Source organism: Bacteroides fragilis, assembly GCF_019583405.1.
Taxonomy (GTDB): domain Bacteria; phylum Bacteroidota; class Bacteroidia; order Bacteroidales; family Bacteroidaceae; genus Bacteroides; species Bacteroides fragilis_B.
In genome coordinates this window covers 950,640-967,733 of the sequence record NZ_SZUU01000001.1, presented here as the reverse complement: position 1 = coordinate 967,733, position 17,094 = coordinate 950,640, and the positions used below count along the sequence as shown (strand labels likewise).

Sequence of the window (17,094 nt, the reverse complement as noted above, 5' to 3'; positions counted from 1 at the left end):
AACAGGGGCGGTGCGAAGTGATTCGTGCCGCTTTTTCATGAATATGGGTACTGTTCCTGAAAAAAATGTCTTTTTGTTTTGCGGGAATAAAAAGAACTATTACTTTTGCCGCCGATAAACAGAGTATTCACCCTTTAAATAATCAGAAAGGGTTTTAATTATGTCAGAGAAATAATATCTTCAAAATTGGAACTGAGTTGACCCGTCGGGAGGATGGGGCTTTGCAACTTTGTTTTTTATACGCATCGCAATTCTGCTGCTGGCGATGCAGGTTGATTAGTTCCACAATCACGTTTAATTTATTTATTATTCACTTCAATGCTGTGAACAGGATGTGTTATATCCTTTTCTAAAGTATTGGTATCCCGCATATTGTCTGTTGCCTGCCCATGGCAGGTAGCCGGTATTGTATGCGAAAGAAAAACAGTATGGGAATACGTTTGAAAGATTTAAGCAAACTGGGATATAGAGACAACGTGGCCCGTAGTCTGGCCGTTGCCCTCGTCAATAAGTATTGTAAACACGAGACAAAAGAGCGGATATTAGCTATCCTGGGCGATGTACTCGGAAATCCCGAAATATATAAAAACAACGAAGTATGGAGTAAACTGGCCGAACAACTTTCTCCTACTTTAGTCGAAAAAAGTTTTACGTCGTATGACTTACTCGACGAGCCTTTGGCTTATAAAACATACGGAAGCAAGCATATTGAAACATTGGCCAAACAACAGATGAATCTGGCTATGCGCCTTCCGGTCACTTTTGCCGGAGCGTTGATGCCCGATGCACATGCCGGTTACGGATTACCTATAGGAGGAGTATTGGCTACGGATAATGCAGTCATTCCGTATGCGGTGGGAGTTGATATAGGTTGCCGGATGAGTCTTACCCTGTTTGATGCCGGGGAAGACTTTCTAAGGCGTTATTCGCATCAGATGAAAGAAGCGCTGAAAGAATTCACTCATTTCGGCATGGATGGCGGGTTGCCTTTTGTACAGGAACACGAGGTACTTGACCGGGAAGAGTTCCGAATGACTGAATTGCTGAGAGGGCTGCATGGCAAAGCGGTGCGACAACTGGGAAGTTCCGGTGGTGGAAATCATTTTGTGGAGTTTGGCAGGATCAGCTTGCAGGCGGACAATGTTTTAGGAGTTCCGGAGGGTAATTATGCGGCTTTGCTTTCCCATTCCGGTTCACGGGGGCTGGGTGCTGCCATTGCCAAATATTACAGTCTGCTGGCCCGTGACATCTGTCGCTTGCCCTGCGAGGCTCAGCACTTTGCTTGGTTGGGATTGGATACGGAAGAGGGGCAGGAATACTGGCTTAGTATGAATCTGGCAGGCGATTATGCCCGTGCCTGCCATGAACGGATTCATCTGAATCTGGCCAAAGCTCTGGGACTGAAACCTCTGGCCAATGTGAACAACCATCATAACTTTGCATGGAAGGAGGAACTTGCTTCCGGACAAACTGCCATTGTACACCGTAAAGGAGCAACTCCGGCTCAGAAGGGCCTTCCGGGACTGATTCCCGGAAGTATGGCCACCCCCGGTTATCTGGTATGTGGAAAAGGAGTGGGTGAAGCCCTTTGTTCCGCTTCTCATGGAGCAGGACGTGCCATGTCCCGCCAAAAGGCGAAAGACAGTTTTACCCAGTCAGCACTGAAGAAGTATCTTTCGCAGGCCGGCGTGACACTGATTGGCGGTAGTGTCGAAGAAATGCCGTTGGCTTACAAAGACATTGACCGGGTGATGCAGACTCAGGAGGCATTGGTGGAAATTCAAGGTACCTTTATGCCCTGTATCGTACGAATGAATAAAGAGTAGAATGATGGAAAAGACGTATTTACAAATCACTTCGGGACGTGGTCCCGTGGAGTGTTGCCGTGTAGTGGCATTAGTGCTTGAGAGAATATTAAAACAAGCCCAGACCCGGAAACTGAAAGTGGAAATAGTGGAAAAAGAAGCCGGTCCTGCCAACCGTACATTGTTGTCGGCAGTCATTGCACTTGAAGGTGCAGGTTGCGATACACTGGTGGAAGAGTGGGAGGGAACCGTGTTGTGGATTGCCCGTAGCCCGTACCGGATTCATCACAGACGCAAAAATTGGTTTGTCGGTGTGCAGACCTTCTTGCTGTCCGAAAGCCGTGAGGCGACCGAAAATGAAATCCGTTATGAAACTTTGCGGGCTTCCGGACCCGGCGGACAGCATGTCAATAAGACGGAATCTGCTGTAAGGGCTGTCCATATTCCCAGCGGAATCAGTGTAGTGGCATCCGACCAACGTTCACAATGGCAGAATAAGAAACTGGCCACCGAACGATTGCTGGTCAAGCTGACTGCTTGGAATGTAGAGCAGGCAATGATTCAGGCACAGGCCAACTGGAGTAACCACAACAGCCTTCAAAGGGGAAACCCGGTGAAGGTCATTCAAGAAGAGCTCCGGTTTTGAGTATTAACGATTAAAAAAAAGCTATGTTATCAGAAAAATATGGTCGTACCTACCACTATCCGTTCTCTCCCGGGACGACGAGTGACGACCGAATCAATCATACCTATTGGGAGGATATCCGGGAGATAAACACGCTGGTCCATACCGAAAAACTGGATGGGGAGAACAATTGTTTAAGCAGATACGGGGTTTTTGCCCGTTCGCATGCTGCTCCTACCACTTCACCATGGACGAGCCAGTTGCGTCAGCGTTGGGAGTTGTTGAAGAATGACTTGGGAGATATTGAACTCTTCGGCGAGAATCTGTATGCTGTTCATTCCATCGAGTACAAGCGGCTGGAGACACATTTTTATGTGTTCGCAGCCCGCTGTCTCGACAAATGGCTGTCGTGGGAAGAGGTGAAGTTTTATGCTGCTTTGTTCGATTTGCCTACTGTACCCGAATTGTGTACGGAGCAGGTAAACGGACTAACAGCCGAAACCCTGAAACAGCATGTCATCTGCCTGGCCGGGGAACCAAGTGTCTTCGGATCGCGTGATGCGCTGACAGGGATGGACTGTACCCGTGAAGGGGTAGTAACCCGCAATACCAGCGAGTATCTTACCGCAGACTTTGCCCGTAATGTGTTTAAGTATGTCCGTCAGGGGCATGTGCAGACAAACGAGCATTGGACTCGGCATTGGAAGCGTGCCCGCCTGGTGTGGGAGTCGAAACAAGAGAAAGGAGGGAACGAATGATTTGGAGATTGACAGAACGGAAAGATTGGGATTCACTGGTACAGCAGTTCAGCTGGGTGCGGGATATGGATCTGGTTCCCCAGCACGCTTTGCATCATGCCGAGGGAAGTGTAGCCGTACATACCCGCATGGTACTCGAGGCATTGCAGCAACAGCCTTCCTATCTGAGGCTTGCGGAGCAGGACCGGGAGATCCTTTGGGCAGCCGCTTTGCTTCACGATGTAGAAAAGCGTTCGACTTCGGTCGATGAAGGCAATGGGCAGATCACCTCCAAAAATCATGCGAAGCGGGGGGAAGCTACTGTACGCACCCTCCTTTACAGGGATATTTCTACGCCTTTCGGTATCCGCGAGCATATTGCCTCTCTGGTACGCCATCATGGTTTGCCTATCTGGCTGATGGAACGGGAAGATCCCTTGAAACATGCTTGTGAAGCTTCGCTGAGGCTGGACACTTCGTTACTGAAACAGTTGGCTGTGGCCGATATTTGCGGGCGTATCTGCACGGACAGGGAAATACTGCTGGAAGCTACCGAATTCTTTGAAATGTTTTGCCGTGAACAACAATGCTGGGGGAAAGCCCGTGCATTTGCCGGTGATACGGCCCGCTTCCATTATTTTCATACGAATCAGGCTTATATCGATTATGTCCCCCACGATGATTTCAGATGTGAGGTTACTTTGCTTGCAGGGCTGCCCGGTATGGGGAAAGACTATTATATAGAGTCTCGATGTGCCGATATGCCGGTTGTCAGTCTGGATGCTATCCGACGCGAACATAAACTCAGCCCCACGGATAAAGCGGCTAACGGCTGGGTGACACAAACGGCCAAAGAGCAGGCACGGGGCTACCTCCGGAAGGGACAGGACTTTATTTGGAATGCCACCAACGTGACCCGCCAAAGACGTGCCCAGTTGGTCGATTTGTTCATCACCTATGGGGCACGGGTGAAAATAGTCTATATAGAGAAACCTTACTCCGTCTGGCGGCGGCAAAACGGCATACGCGAATATAAAGTGCCGGGGCCGGTTCTGGATGTGATGTTGGATAAACTGGAGGTTCCCCGGTTGACAGAGGCGCACGAAGTGGTTTATGCCGTGCAGGAACAATAGGGCTACACCCAACCGGGGGGAGGGTGTAGCCTTAGGTACCTTGGGGTGTAGCTATCCGGACCGGATGGCTACACCCTGTTTATTTTCCGGCGGTGTCTGTATTTTGTTTGTAATATTGTAACGGCGTTTTTCCGGTAAGCGTTTGAAACTCTTGATGAAATGGTTTAGGTCACAATACCCATTATCGACAGCAATACCCGTTAAGTCATTCTCCCCGTTAGCCGGTAGTTCGCTATAGGCATGAACCAAGCATTGGATGCGGTCGGAGCGAGAAGGGGCAAATAAACGCCGATACTGTTGAGGATTTATCATTATGTGTTTATCTTTGTGCCCGGTGAATTGATAACTAACGGTAAGGAGGGATTGCATCATGATAAAGATACTGGTTGTGGAAGATGAACAGCGTGTGGCGGAACTGCTGAAGCGCGGTCTTGAAGAGTCCGGCTATCAGGTGGAACTTGCCTACGACGGAGCTTGGGGGTTGCGCCTGTTCCGTACCGGAGAGTTTCAGATGGTCATTTCCGATGTAATCTTGCCGAAGATGAGTGGTTTCGAACTCTGTAAAGAGATACGGAACATTAATAACCGGGTTCCGGTGCTGATGCTGACAGCGTTAGGCACAACGGATGATAAGCTCGACGGTTTCGATGCCGGGGCTGACGACTATATGGTGAAACCTTTCGATTTCCGCGAACTCAATGCCCGTATCAAGGTATTGCTGAAACGACGACTTCCCGGTATACCCGAAACACAACTTACGGAACTCGTCTATGCGGACTTGCGCATCGACCGGCAGACAAAAACCGTCTATCGGCAGGAGAGGGAGATTAAACTCTCTCCCAAAGAGTACAACCTGTTGCTTTATATGGCCGAGAACCCCGAACGGTTACTTACCCGTGTTGAAATAGCCGACAAGGTGTGGAATACCCATTTCGATACGGGCACCAACTTTATCGATGTGTACATCAACTATCTCCGCAAAAAGATAGACCGGGACTATGATGTGAAACTGATCCATACCAAACCCGGTATGGGCTTTATATTCAGGCAGGAGTTATGAAGATAGGTACCCGGCTCACTCTCCGCTATACCGGTTTCACGGCAGCCGTTTTTCTGTTGCTGGTAGCTGCTATCTATCTGTTTTCGGAGCGGAACCGGAGCAATGAATTCTTCCGTGACCTGAAAAAGGAAGGCATCACCAAAGCCAACCTTTTCCTCGACAACCGGGTGGATGCCAAGACCATGCAGTCCATTTACCTCAACAACCGCGAATTTATTAATGAAGTGGAGGTAGCCATCTACGATACTACTTTCCATTTGCTTTATCATGATGCCAAGCAGATCGACCTGGTGAAAGAGACCCCTGAGATGATCGACCGAATTTTGCAAAATAAATCTATCGAGTTTTATCAAGACGGTTATCAGGTCATCGGGCTCCTTTACACGTTCCATGGTAAACCTTATGTCATCACAGCGGCTGCTTTCGATGGTTACGGATATGCCAAGCAACACTCTTTGCAGACCATGCTGATTGTTCTTTTCTTTTTAGGTATCGCTCTTTTGGCGGGAGTCGGTTACCTGCTTTCGCGGAGTGCCCTGGCTCCTGTGTCCGATATTCTCGGGGAGGTGGAAGCTATTTCTGCTTCCCGTCTCGACCTGCGTGTGCCGGTGAAGGACGAAAAAGATGAATTGGGCGAACTTGCCACCACCTTCAACCAGATGCTGGAAAGGTTGGAACAGTCTTTCGATTCTCAGAAAATGTTCGTCAGCAATGTGTCCCATGAACTGCGTACTCCCATGGCTGCCCTGATTGCCGAACTTGAACTGGCTCTGTTGAAAGAGCGTTCTTCCGAAGAATATCGCCGTGCCATCGGTAATGCGCTCGACGATTCGCGTAAGTTGGTGAAACTTTCCGAAGGATTGCTCAATCTGGCCAAAGCCGATTATCTGCCCGAGCAGATCAAATTGGAGGAGATCCGTCTGGACGAGCTTCTGCTCGATGCCCGTGAGATGGTGATGAAAGCCAATCCCGACTATACCATCGAATTGATATTCGGCGAAGAAGCCGATGACGACTCCGTCCTCACGGTGTTGGGCAACGGCTATCTGTTGAAAACAGCTTTTGTCAATCTGATGGAGAATAATTGCAAGTTCTCCGCCAATCACACTTCTTTCGTCCAGATCAGCTTTTGGGAGCAAAAGTCTGTTATCCGCTTTTCGGACACGGGTATCGGTATGAATGCCGATGACATGCAACATCTGTTTTCTCCTTTCTATCGGGGAAGCAATAAAGACTATGCCCGTGGAAACGGCATCGGGATGATGCTGACTCAAAAGATCATACATACCCATAAGGGTGAAATCACCGTCAATAGCCAGCCGGGTGAAGGTACGGTCTATACGGTGGAAATTCCTCATATCTGAAGAAGCTCTAATAAAACTCTAATAGTACTCTAATCGTTCTCTAACGTCCCTTTTGCGGGGAGCTCCCTACCTTTGTACTGTAAATGCAAATGAATGAATGGGATTCTTCCAATAGGGAGCGGCCCCGTATCTCTAAAAAAAATGTACTATGATGATTTTTAGAAAGAAACAAACAGACAAGACTGTGCAGTTCAATACCGAGAAGGTATTTCTGGCAGCAACCCAACCGCTGAAGTTGGTGTATGGCTATTTTTGTACTACCCCCCACGGACTCTCGGAGGAGGATGCGGAAGAGCGGCTTAAAAGCTGCGGTGAGAATAAAATCGTGCAAGAGACACGCCCCAATCCGCTTCTGATGTTTTGCAAAACCTTTATCAACCCCTTTATCGGTGTACTGATGGCACTTGTACTTGTGTCGTTGGTGCTCGACGTCTGGATGGCCCGGCCCGAAGAACGGGAGTGGACCAGTATCCTTGTCATCGGAAGTATGGTGATGCTGAGTGTCGTGTTGCGCTTCTCGCAGGAGTGGCGTTCCGGCAGGGCTTCGGACGCTTTGCAAAAGATGGTGAAAAATACCGCATCCGTCATTCGTAGCGGTGGTCCGGAGCCGTACGAGATCAACATTACAGACTTGGTGCCGGGAGACATCATCTGTCTGGCTGCCGGAGATATGATTCCGGCCGATGTCCGCGTCATCGAGTCGAAAGATCTGTTCGTCAGCCAGTCCTCGTTGACCGGAGAATCCGATGCCATAGAGAAGTGTGCCGTATTGGCGGAGGATCGTCACCGTTCCGGCAGTGTGGTCGAGCTCGATGACATTTGCTTCATGGGCTCCAATGTAGTGAGCGGTTCGGCACGTGCCATTGTTTTCGGTACAGGGCGAGATACCTATCTGGGCACCATCGCTCGGAGTATCGTCGGCGTACGTGCGCAGACGGCATTCGATAAAGGAATCAGCAATGTCAGCCTTTTGCTGATCCGTTTCATGCTGGTGATGGTGCCTCTGGTGTTTCTCATCAACGGAGTGACGAAAGGCGACTGGTTCGAAGCCTTTATTTTTGCCATTTCCGTAGCCGTGGGACTGACTCCTGAGATGCTTCCGATGATTGTCACCGCTAACCTGAGCAAAGGAGCTGTCTCTATGGCTAAGAAAAAGACCATTGTCAAGAACCTCAACGCCATCCAGAATTTCGGGGCGATGGATATTCTTTGCACCGATAAGACCGGGACACTGACCCGCGACCACATTGTGCTGGAAAAGTTTATCAATGCCGACGGGAGCGAGGATCACGAGTGCCGCGTACTCCGTCATGCCTATTTCAACAGTTATTTCCAGACGGGGCTGAAGAATCTGATGGATCGCGCCATCCTTTCACATGTTCGTGAGTTACAGTTGGATTATCTCAGGGATACTTATACCAAGGTAGACGAAATCCCCTTCGACTTTACCCGCCGACGTATGTCCGTGGTGGTGGAAGACGGACAGAGGAAGCGTCAGATCATCACCAAGGGAGCGGTAGAGGAGATGCTTGCAATCTGCACTTATGCAGAGTTCGGCAAAACCGTTCACGAGTTGACCGATGACCTGCGGCGGAAAGCCTTTGTCATCAGTGAGCAGATGAACAAAGAAGGTATGCGTGTGCTGGCAGTGGCACAGAAGAGTTGGGTAGAAAAAGAACATGATTTTTCTGTCGAAGACGAATCCGGAATGGTGCTGATCGGTTATCTGGCTTTTCTCGACCCTCCCAAACCTTCGGCAGCCAATGCCATTCGGCAGCTCCATAGCCATGGAGTCGATGTGAAAGTGCTGTCCGGTGATAACGAAGCGGTTGTACGTACCATCTGCCGTCAGGTGGGAGTCGATACGGCCTGTACGCTGAACGGTACGGAGATAGAGCGGCTGACGGATGAAGAACTGAAGTTGAGAATACGGCAGACTACCGTGTTTGCGAAGCTGGCTCCCATGCAGAAGACCCGTATCATCACCTTGCTGCAGGAATTGGGACATACGGTGGGCTTCCTGGGTGACGGCATCAATGACGCTTCCGCCCTGCGCCAGTCCGATGTGGGTATATCTGTGGATACGGCTGTGGACATCGCCAAGGAGAGTGCCGACATTATTCTGCTGGAGAAAGATCTGATGGTGCTTGAAGATGGAGTGATAGAGGGACGCAGAACGTTTGGCAACATTATGAAGTACATCAAGATGACTGCCAGTTCTAACTTTGGCAATATGTTCAGCGTGCTGGCCGCCAGTGCTTTTCTGCCTTTCCTGCCTATGCTGCCTGTCCATCTGCTTGTTCAGAATCTTCTGTACGATACGTCGCAGTCCACCATTCCGTTCGACCGGATGGATCCGGAATACCTGATGAAGCCGCGCAAATGGGATGCATCCGACCTGAGCCGTTTTATGATTTTTATCGGTCCGGTCAGTTCTATTTTCGACATAGCCTTATTTCTGGTCATGTGGTATGTGTTCGGTTGCAACTCTCCCGAACATCAGACTCTCTTTCAGTCCGGTTGGTTTGTAGAGGGCTTGCTGTCGCAAACGCTGATTGTACATATGATCCGTACCCGCAAGATCCCGTTTATTCAGAGTACGGCATCCTGGCCGGTATTAGGACTAACGTCCGTCATCATGGTTCTGGGAATCGTCATTCCCTTCACGCAGTTTGGGGCTTCCATCGGGTTGATGCCGTTGCCGCTCAGTTATTTCCCCTGGTTGGCAGGCATCCTGCTGAGCTATTGTGTGCTGACGCAGCTTATTAAACAATGGTATGTGAAGCGGTTTACGAAGTGGCTGTAAACACGAATAAAGACCTTAAAAACGGGTCATCCTGTTGTTATAGCAGGATGATCCGTTTCTGCATAATCTCTTTGAGCTGTGCCTGTAACTGGCGCGCATTGATGGGTTTGGGCATGTATCCGTCGAATCCGCTTTCCATCACCCGCTGTTCGTCCGAAGCGTAGGCAAAGGCCGTAACTGCGATGATAGGGACTTTGGCCGAATATTTACGGATCTCTTTAGTGGCTTCATATCCGTCCATGACCGGCATGTTGATATCCATCAGGATAATCTGCGGATCTTCTTTGCGGAATATTTCTACGGCTTCGCGGCCGTCCCAGGCATGAAGCAGGCGGTAATCCTGGCGGAGGATGGACTCAAATAACCTGAAGTTGCTTTCGTTGTCTTCGGCAATCAGGATGGTCAGTTTGTCTTTCTCTACCGCAATGGGCTGTATAACTGTTTTCCGGACAGGTTCGGCTGTCGATGCGGCTTCGTAAGGGAGGGTAAACCAGAATGTGGAACCTTTACCTTTTTCTGATTCTACACCGATGTGTCCGCCCATGTGGTTGACCAGTGTCTGGCAGATGGATAGTCCGAGCCCTGTGCCTTGTGCGAAACTGTTCAGTTTGACGAATCGGCCGAATATGCTTTCCTGCTCGTCCTTGGCAATGCCGCAACCGGTGTCGGCAACGTAGAAATAAAGCTCTTTTCCGCGAAGCTCGTAGCCAAAGCGGATACTCCCTTTCTCGGTGAACTTGATGGCATTGGTCACCAGATTGATGATCAGCTGGGAAACACGGTTCTTTTCCAGATGAACCAGGCAGCGGTCTGTCGAAGGTACAAATTCCAACTTTACGGTTTCAGATTTCATCTTGAGCTGTAACGTGCTTTCCAACTCTTTCATTAGGGCATTCAGTTCGACATTGGAATATTGGAACTCAAGGGTGCCGGCTTCTATTTTCGACAGATCCAGGATGTCACTGATCAGTTGTAAGAGCAGGGTATTGTTGTTTTCGATGATGTTGACGTATTCCCGCTTTTCTTCTTCCTCGTCGGTAGATGCCAGAATACCCGAAAAACCTACTATGGCATTCAGCGGAGTACGGATTTCATGGCTCATATTGGCAAGGAAAGCCGATTTCAGACGGTTGGATTCTTCGGCGCGGTCTTTAGCTGTGGTAAGTTCCATCTCCATCTTTTTACGCTTGGTGATGACAAGTGAAGAGCCCACCAGTGTGGTAGGATTTCCATTTTCGTCGCGTGACTCTACGGCGGCTTGTGCTTCTACCCATTCCACTTTGTGGGTGTGGTTCTCTATGTTGATTACGCGATACTCCTCTTTAACCTTGTCCGTGCGTCCTTCTATCAGGTCCTTATAAGCCTGTTCCACCCGTTTGCGGTCCTCTTTGAATATCTTTGAAAAGTATTGCGAGTCCGGCACAGCCAACTGCTCGTCGTTCACGCTGTTGCCGAGCGAGCTGAGTTCGATGGGTTTATTGATATCACAAAGAATAGTTTTGCTGAGTAAGTCCCATTTCCAAGGAATGATATTTGCCACATCCAATGCCATTGACAGTTTACGGTTAGTGGCGGTTAGTTTTTGTTGTGCCAAATGCAACTCAGTGCTGTCCAGACAAAAAATATCGACTACATTGTCCTGATGGGTACTTTTAAGGACGATATCATAGAATTTATTGATTTTCCTGAAATAATATGGGAAAGTAATAACTCGGTTTTCCTTGAGTGACATTTGAATGAAATGCAAAAATTCAGGGAGGGATTCGGGAAACATCTCACTGGCTTTCTTGCCTACTGTATCTTCTCTGCGGAAGAATTTCTGTTCGAAATGGGAGTTTACGTTCAGGTAGATTAAATCTGTGCCTATACCCTGTTCGTTTGTTATCAGCTTCTCCTGCATATAGAGGATGGGCATGTTGTTGATCAGGTTTTTATAGCTGGTCATGGTCTCTATCTCTTTCAACTGTGTTTTCTTGAGCCTGTTCAGTGTGCGGATGCGGTACTGGAAAAACAGGACGAGCAGGACGATGGAGATGCATGTACCTATAAGGAAATAGCTGTATTGTTCCCAAAAGGTGCGCGGTTTGTTGATGAAATACGTGTTGGCCGGACATAAGTCAGGAGAAAATCCTTTATGAATCAGTGTCTCATAATTGATGATAGGCATACCATCCAGAGGATAATAGTAAGGGAGGTTACGGGGTTGCTTGCCATTCAGTACATCGGAAAATATACCGAGAAGCCGTTTGTTGAATTCTGCCTGATTGTAAGAATATCCTCCGGTCATTCCGCTGCTTTTGTCTTTTACGTCAATACTGCTGAGGGCAAACAGGGGAGGTGAAACTGTAGAAACAATTTTGGGTGATACAATAGACAGTGAAGTGTTGCCTGCAAACTTCCGCTTATAGAACCAGGAAGAAAACAGGATGCCGGTGGTCTGGGGATCAACAAAGTTGAGAGAGTCGATCAGTTGGTTGGTTTCCAGAATATTCTCAGGAGATAAAAAAGTATATTGGACTTCGGGATGGCTGGATTGTAGTACTTCCTGTATTTCTATACTGTTCGTTTGATTGACGAATCTCTGATCGCCTACGTAAATCAGCTTTTTCATATCGGGAAGGATATGAAACATTAATTCCAGATTCTCACGAACATACTGGTTGGAATAAAGAAGAACAAGGTTATAGGGTTGGGCCAGTTCAGTCAGCGGAATTCGTTCGGATGGAGGAATGGGTTGTTTTTTCAGATAATATTCTTTGGGACCGATGTAGTCTTTTTCGGAACAAAGTATAACCGGAATGTCACCCCATACTTTTCTGAAGTCGTCTCGTAACATTAAAGTAGAATTACCTAGCAATAATAGCATGCGCGGAGAGTGGGAACCATACTTTTCAAACAGGGTGGTCTTGAATTCACGCAGTGTACTGTCATTATCCATCATTAAGAGATTCATGTGTTCGGCATAGATAGCTAAGTGAGGATCATCCTTGACAAACTCTGTTGCTGTGAAAATCAGGCGATTGCTCCAGGAAAAAGCTTCTGTATAAGTGTTAATGACCAAAATATAGTCTTTAGTATTTATTGTATCTCTTTGGGAAGACACAGGAGTTACTGATAGAAAACAGATGAAAATAATTAACAGTTTCCTCAGTGACTGGGTACGGAAAATAGATTTTACTCCAAAAAAAGTAGTCATAAAAAATTATTAAATAATAGTAGTTTGGGGCTTATTTGACTGTAAAAGTATTAATAATAAATGAATTATGCTCTGTTTTTAGTTAATTATATGAAAAGACTGGGGTAGATAATGTGGCGAGGGAGCAAAACGCAAAGTGTGTCGGGAAGCAGATAGCGTTATGGATGGCTTCCGGTAAACTGTCATGATAAGTCTGTAAGGAGGTGTCTGGCATTACTTTTCCAGAACCTTGGTCAACTGAGGTGCCATGGTTCAAAGGGTATTAGTTGCGAAAAAATCTCCCGAGTGCTGGAACAAGTCAAAGCCGTTGGTCGGATTGACTGCTAATACTGCGACTTTCTTAGTCATAACATAAAATATTAAGTGAAACAATAGTTCTCTTTCGTAAGTTTATTACTTTTGTGCTTGCAAATGTATGTTTCTCTGTGCGGATAAACAAGAACGAACCTCAGAATAAGGAATTTGCACAGAGATAACTATTGCTGGAATTCAATGGAACAGAAAAGATAAAAAAATGAAAAAATTTCATCCTACAGGGACATGTCCTATCAGGGACGTGTTGTGCCGGCTGGGCGACAAGTGGTCGATGCTGGTACTGGTGACACTGAATGCAAACGGAACGATGCGCTTCAGTGACATTCATAAAACGATTGATGACATTTCGCAACGGATGCTGACTGTCACGCTTCGAACACTGGAAACCGATGGACTGGTACAACGAAAGGTGTATGCGGAGGTACCGCCACGAGTTGAGTATTGTCTGACGGAGACAGGACGCAGTTTGATTCCGCATGTAGAGGCGTTGGTAGGCTGGGCACTGGACCACATGACAGTGATTCTTGAAAACAGGGAAGGAGAAAGGAAATGAAGGTAGAGCAAGTGTTTTCTGACAAGAAGCGTTTCCTCGATTTGCTTCTGCTGGCGGACGAACAGGAGGATATGGTGGATCGCTATCTGGAACGTGGAGAGATGTTTACCTTGTACGACAGGGGAGAGCTCAGAGCGGCTTGTGTGGTGACCAACGAGGGGGAAGGTATTTACGAACTGAAGAATATCGCGACTTATCCGGAGAGCCAGCGCAAGGGCTACGGCAGATATCTGGTTGAATTCCTATTCCGTCACTATTCGGACAGATGCTCGGTTATGTTTGTAGGGACGGGCGATACTCCGCATTCACTTTCGTTCTATCAATCTTGCGGATTTGTCCCTTCCCACCGTATTAAGAATTTCTTTACCGACCATTATGATCATCCCATCTATGAAGATGGAATTCTGCTCCGGGATATGGTTTATCTGAAGAGGGAAAAGTTATAATAGTCGATGTTTTCTTTGGTCAGAAGATCAATTGGCATGTAGTTAGTGCATGTCACCTCCTTTTTGAATATCAGGTGGTCACATAGAGTCCTGATACTGTTGAATCCTTGCAACTCCGGTTGCTGGGCAATCAGGAAAGAGACGGTGCCATCCTTCAGGCAAGCCACATTCCGTTCGAGCAGGTCGTAACCGATCAGGTTGATATCGTTTTTCCGACGCATTTTCAAGTATTCACCGATAATGTATACTTTTGAATTGAACGTGATCCCGTTCTTCACTTCCGGATGTTCGCTGAAGAAGTCGTCCAGCATACGGTTGTCTTCAATATTCGGGTCGGCATGCAGGTCGAGTTCAAGGATGTTGCAGTCGGGATGATGCTCCCGCATATATTGGCGGAAACCGATTTCACGGTTTTCCTGCTGGTTCGATCCGATCACTCCTTCGTGTATCTTACGGAAAATCACGATCTCCCGGTCGTTTCCGGCAAGCAGCATCAGCATACGTGCCGCAAAGTATCCGCTTTGGTGGGAGTTTTGACCGAAGAAGGCGAGGGGGGGGACATCTTTTATTTGCGAATCGATATATATATAAGGTATACCCAACTCGTTCAGTGCATCGGTGAATTCTTTTGTGTATTGCGGTATGGTAGGAGCAAACATCACTCCGTCCGGTCGTTCTTCAATGACAGCCCGGCTGGTTGCTGCAAACGAATTGTAATCGTAGGGATCGTAGTGGGTGATGTCCACTGAGATATTAAAATCGGAATATGTGCTAACTGCTTCACGGATACCTTTCTGTACATCTGTCCAGTATTCACCTTCCAAATGCTTGGGTAACAGGCAGGCGAAAGTATATTTTTTGTTGGAAGCCAATGCACTGGCATACATATTGGGCTGGTAGTCCAGTTGTTTCAGGATTTCTTCCACCCGTTTCCGGCTTGCTTCTGATACTCCGCTACGTCCGTGGAGCACACGGTCTACAGTTCCTACAGATACATTTGCCAAATGGGCAATATCTTTAATTCTGATTCTTTCTGGCAATTTATTCATGCGTTCATCTTATATTTATGTGAGGTTTAGTGCTCGGACATATTAATAATTCTATTTTTATGGATACAAATATATAACAATTTTTGTAATCCTGAAAAATTATGTATCTTTGTGCTCGCACACGAAACATTTTTCGGTGTCTGTTTTATGAGTTTGCCATCATTCCTATAACCAATTTGTTATTGGAAAAAACGGAAAGGCAACGATAAATTATAACTGAATAATCTAAATTGTTCGTTTCATTAAAATATTAAATTATGGGAAAGAAAGTCGTTACATTAGGCGAAATCATGCTTCGGTTGTCTCCTCCGGGAAATACACGCTTTGTCCAGTCGGACACTTTTGATGTGGTATATGGTGGCGGGGAGGCTAACGTGGCAGTGAGCTGCGCTAATTATGGTCACGACGCTTATTTTATAACTAAGCTGCCTGAACATGAAATCGGGCAGTCGGCAGTAAATGCACTCCGTAAATACGGTGTAAGGACAGATTATATTGCCCGGGGAGGCGAACGTGTAGGAATCTATTATTTGGAAACCGGTGCAGCTATGCGCCCCAGTAAAGTGATTTATGATCGTGCCCATTCTGCCATCGCCGAGGTCGTTGCAACGGACTTTGATTTTGACAAGATCATGGAGGGTGCCGACTGGTTTCATTGGTCTGGTATTACTCCTGCCATCTCAGACAAAGCAGCCGAATTGACTCGGCTTGCTTGTGAGGCTGCCAAGCGTCATGGAGTGACGGTGTCGGTCGACCTGAACTTCCGTAAAAAATTATGGACGAAGGAGAAGGCGCAGTCCATCATGAAACCTTTGATGAAGTATGTAGACGTATGTATTGGTAACGAGGAGGATGCGGAACTCTGTCTGGGATTTAAACCTGATGCAGATGTGGAAGGCGGACATACAGATGCAGAGGGCTATAAGGGAATTTTTCGGCAGATGATGGAAGAGTTTGGGTTCAGCTATGTGATCTCGACGTTGCGCGAATCTTTCTCTGCGTCACATAATGGTTGGAAAGCCATGATTTATAATGGTGAGGAATTCTATGTTTCCAGACATTACGATATCGATCCGATTATTGATCGTGTGGGAGGGGGGGATTCTTTCTCCGGCGGTATCATACACGGTCTGCTTACAAAGCGAACCCAGGGTGAGGCTCTCGAGTTTGCAGTAGCAGCATCGGCATTGAAGCATACCATTAATGGTGACTTCAATCTTGTTTCTGTGGCGGAGGTCGAAGCGCTTGCTGGAGGAGATGCGAGCGGACGTGTACAAAGATAATCGTGGATGATAGTGGGTTGTCAATCTTTAAATCGTATATATTCTTATGGCTAAATTTGATAAAATAGCTGTCTTGAACAAAATAGGTTCGACAGGTATGGTTCCCGTATTTTACCACGAAGATGTGGAAATAGCGAAGAAAGTGGTAAAAGCTTGTTATGAAGGTGGGGTTCGTGCTTTTGAGTTTACCAACCGGGGGGACTTTGCCCAGGAAGTATTTGCCGGGCTCGTAAAATTTGCTGTCCGTGAATGCCCGGAGATGGCTATGGGAGTCGGATCAGTGGTTGATCCGGCTACTGCGACTCTGTACATACAATCGGGGGCTGACTTTGTGGTAGGTCCCTTGTTCAATCCGGAGATTGCTAAGATATGCAATCGCCGACTGATCGCTTATACACCAGGGTGTGGCTCGGTTTCGGAAGTGGGCTTTGCACAGGAAGCCGGTTGTGATCTTTGTAAGATATTTCCCGGAGATGTGTACGGACCAAATTTTGTGAAAGGCTTGATGGCTCCGATGCCTTGGTCCAAATTAATGGTGACCGGTGGGGTAGAGCCTACCCGGGAGAACCTGACAGGATGGTTTGGAGCGGGTGCATTCTGTGTCGGTATGGGATCTAAATTATTTCCGAAAGATAAGGTAGCAGCCGAAGATTGGGGATATGTTACCAAGAAATGTACCGAAGCTTTAGAATACATTGCCGAGGCAAGAAAGTAATTAAAAT

14 protein-coding genes are annotated in these 17,094 nt (G+C 47.4%); 11 read left to right on the top strand and 3 right to left on the bottom strand.

Annotated elements, in window-relative coordinates; all coding sequences use genetic code 11:
* Window positions 1-428: 428 nt before the first annotated feature.
* From FDF36_RS04150 to FDF36_RS04135, 4 genes are read left to right on the top strand one after another with little or no spacing between them, the layout of a single operon-like run.
* The gene (locus FDF36_RS04150; protein ID WP_220390438.1) at window positions 429-1,826 is read left to right on the top strand and encodes an RtcB family protein; all 1,398 of its coding nucleotides are present in this window, start codon (window positions 429-431) and stop codon (window positions 1,824-1,826) included.
* Window positions 1,827-1,830: 4 nt separating this feature from the next.
* Window positions 1,831-2,451 (top strand): peptide chain release factor H, encoded by a 621-nt coding sequence (prfH, locus tag FDF36_RS04145; RefSeq protein ID WP_005820657.1) that lies wholly within the window; start codon window positions 1,831-1,833, stop codon window positions 2,449-2,451.
* A gap of 23 nt (window positions 2,452-2,474) precedes the next feature.
* Window positions 2,475-3,188: an RNA ligase family protein gene (locus FDF36_RS04140; protein WP_220390437.1), complete on the top strand. Its 714-nt coding sequence runs from the start codon at window positions 2,475-2,477 to the stop codon at window positions 3,186-3,188.
* Window positions 3,185-4,300 (top strand): AAA family ATPase, encoded by a 1,116-nt coding sequence (locus FDF36_RS04135; RefSeq protein WP_220390436.1) that lies wholly within the window; start codon window positions 3,185-3,187, stop codon window positions 4,298-4,300. The genes FDF36_RS04140 and FDF36_RS04135 overlap by 4 nt, the downstream gene beginning before the upstream one ends.
* Window positions 4,301-4,351: 51 nt before the next feature.
* On the opposite strand, the gene FDF36_RS04130 is transcribed toward FDF36_RS04135, so the two are convergent.
* Window positions 4,352-4,612, bottom strand: a complete 261-nt coding sequence (locus FDF36_RS04130) for a helix-turn-helix domain-containing protein (protein ID WP_259281356.1) — start codon at window positions 4,610-4,612, stop codon at window positions 4,352-4,354.
* 58 nt (window positions 4,613-4,670) lie between these two features.
* Between FDF36_RS04130 and FDF36_RS04125 the strand changes: the two genes are divergently transcribed.
* The 3 genes from FDF36_RS04125 (at window position 4,671) to mgtA (ending at window position 9,530) form a co-directional block, all read left to right on the top strand.
* On the top strand, window positions 4,671-5,360 hold the full coding sequence (locus FDF36_RS04125; RefSeq protein ID WP_220390435.1) for a response regulator transcription factor: 690 nt from the start codon (window positions 4,671-4,673) through the stop codon (window positions 5,358-5,360).
* The gene (locus FDF36_RS04120) at window positions 5,357-6,724 is read left to right on the top strand and encodes a sensor histidine kinase (protein ID WP_065739441.1); all 1,368 of its coding nucleotides are present in this window, start codon (window positions 5,357-5,359) and stop codon (window positions 6,722-6,724) included. The genes FDF36_RS04125 and FDF36_RS04120 overlap by 4 nt, the downstream gene beginning before the upstream one ends.
* Window positions 6,725-6,875: 151 nt before the next feature.
* Window positions 6,876-9,530, top strand: coding sequence for a magnesium-translocating P-type ATPase (mgtA, locus tag FDF36_RS04115; RefSeq protein WP_005820640.1), 2,655 nt, complete (start codon window positions 6,876-6,878; stop codon window positions 9,528-9,530).
* Window positions 9,531-9,567: 37 nt separating this feature from the next.
* On the opposite strand, the gene FDF36_RS04110 is transcribed toward mgtA, so the two are convergent.
* Window positions 9,568-12,726, bottom strand: coding sequence for an ATP-binding protein (locus tag FDF36_RS04110; RefSeq protein WP_220390434.1), 3,159 nt, complete (start codon window positions 12,724-12,726; stop codon window positions 9,568-9,570).
* Window positions 12,727-13,240: 514 nt separating this feature from the next.
* Here FDF36_RS04110 and FDF36_RS04105 point away from each other — a divergent pair.
* Window positions 13,241-13,594: a winged helix-turn-helix transcriptional regulator gene (locus FDF36_RS04105; protein WP_220390433.1), complete on the top strand. Its 354-nt coding sequence runs from the start codon at window positions 13,241-13,243 to the stop codon at window positions 13,592-13,594.
* Entirely contained in the window at window positions 13,591-14,040 is a 450-nt protein-coding gene (locus FDF36_RS04100; protein WP_220390432.1) for a GNAT family N-acetyltransferase, read from the top strand. Before FDF36_RS04105 ends, FDF36_RS04100 begins: the two co-directional genes overlap by 4 nt.
* Here the strand turns inward: FDF36_RS04100 and FDF36_RS04095 are convergent.
* Window positions 14,016-15,089 (bottom strand): LacI family DNA-binding transcriptional regulator, encoded by a 1,074-nt coding sequence (locus FDF36_RS04095; protein ID WP_220390431.1) that lies wholly within the window; start codon window positions 15,087-15,089, stop codon window positions 14,016-14,018. The two genes, FDF36_RS04100 and FDF36_RS04095, sit on opposite strands and share 25 nt — an antisense overlap.
* A gap of 257 nt (window positions 15,090-15,346) precedes the next feature.
* On the opposite strand from FDF36_RS04095, the gene FDF36_RS04090 reads away from it, so the two are divergent.
* Together FDF36_RS04090 and FDF36_RS04085 are read left to right on the top strand one after the other, a co-directional pair.
* Window positions 15,347-16,372 carry a sugar kinase gene (locus tag FDF36_RS04090; RefSeq protein ID WP_220390430.1) on the top strand — a complete coding sequence of 342 codons (1,026 nt, stop codon included), beginning with the start codon at window positions 15,347-15,349 and terminating at the stop codon, window positions 16,370-16,372.
* 46 nt (window positions 16,373-16,418) lie between these two features.
* Complete coding sequence (locus FDF36_RS04085) at window positions 16,419-17,087, top strand: bifunctional 4-hydroxy-2-oxoglutarate aldolase/2-dehydro-3-deoxy-phosphogluconate aldolase (RefSeq protein ID WP_220390429.1); 669 nt, start codon at window positions 16,419-16,421, stop codon at window positions 17,085-17,087.
* Window positions 17,088-17,094 lie beyond the last annotated feature (7 nt).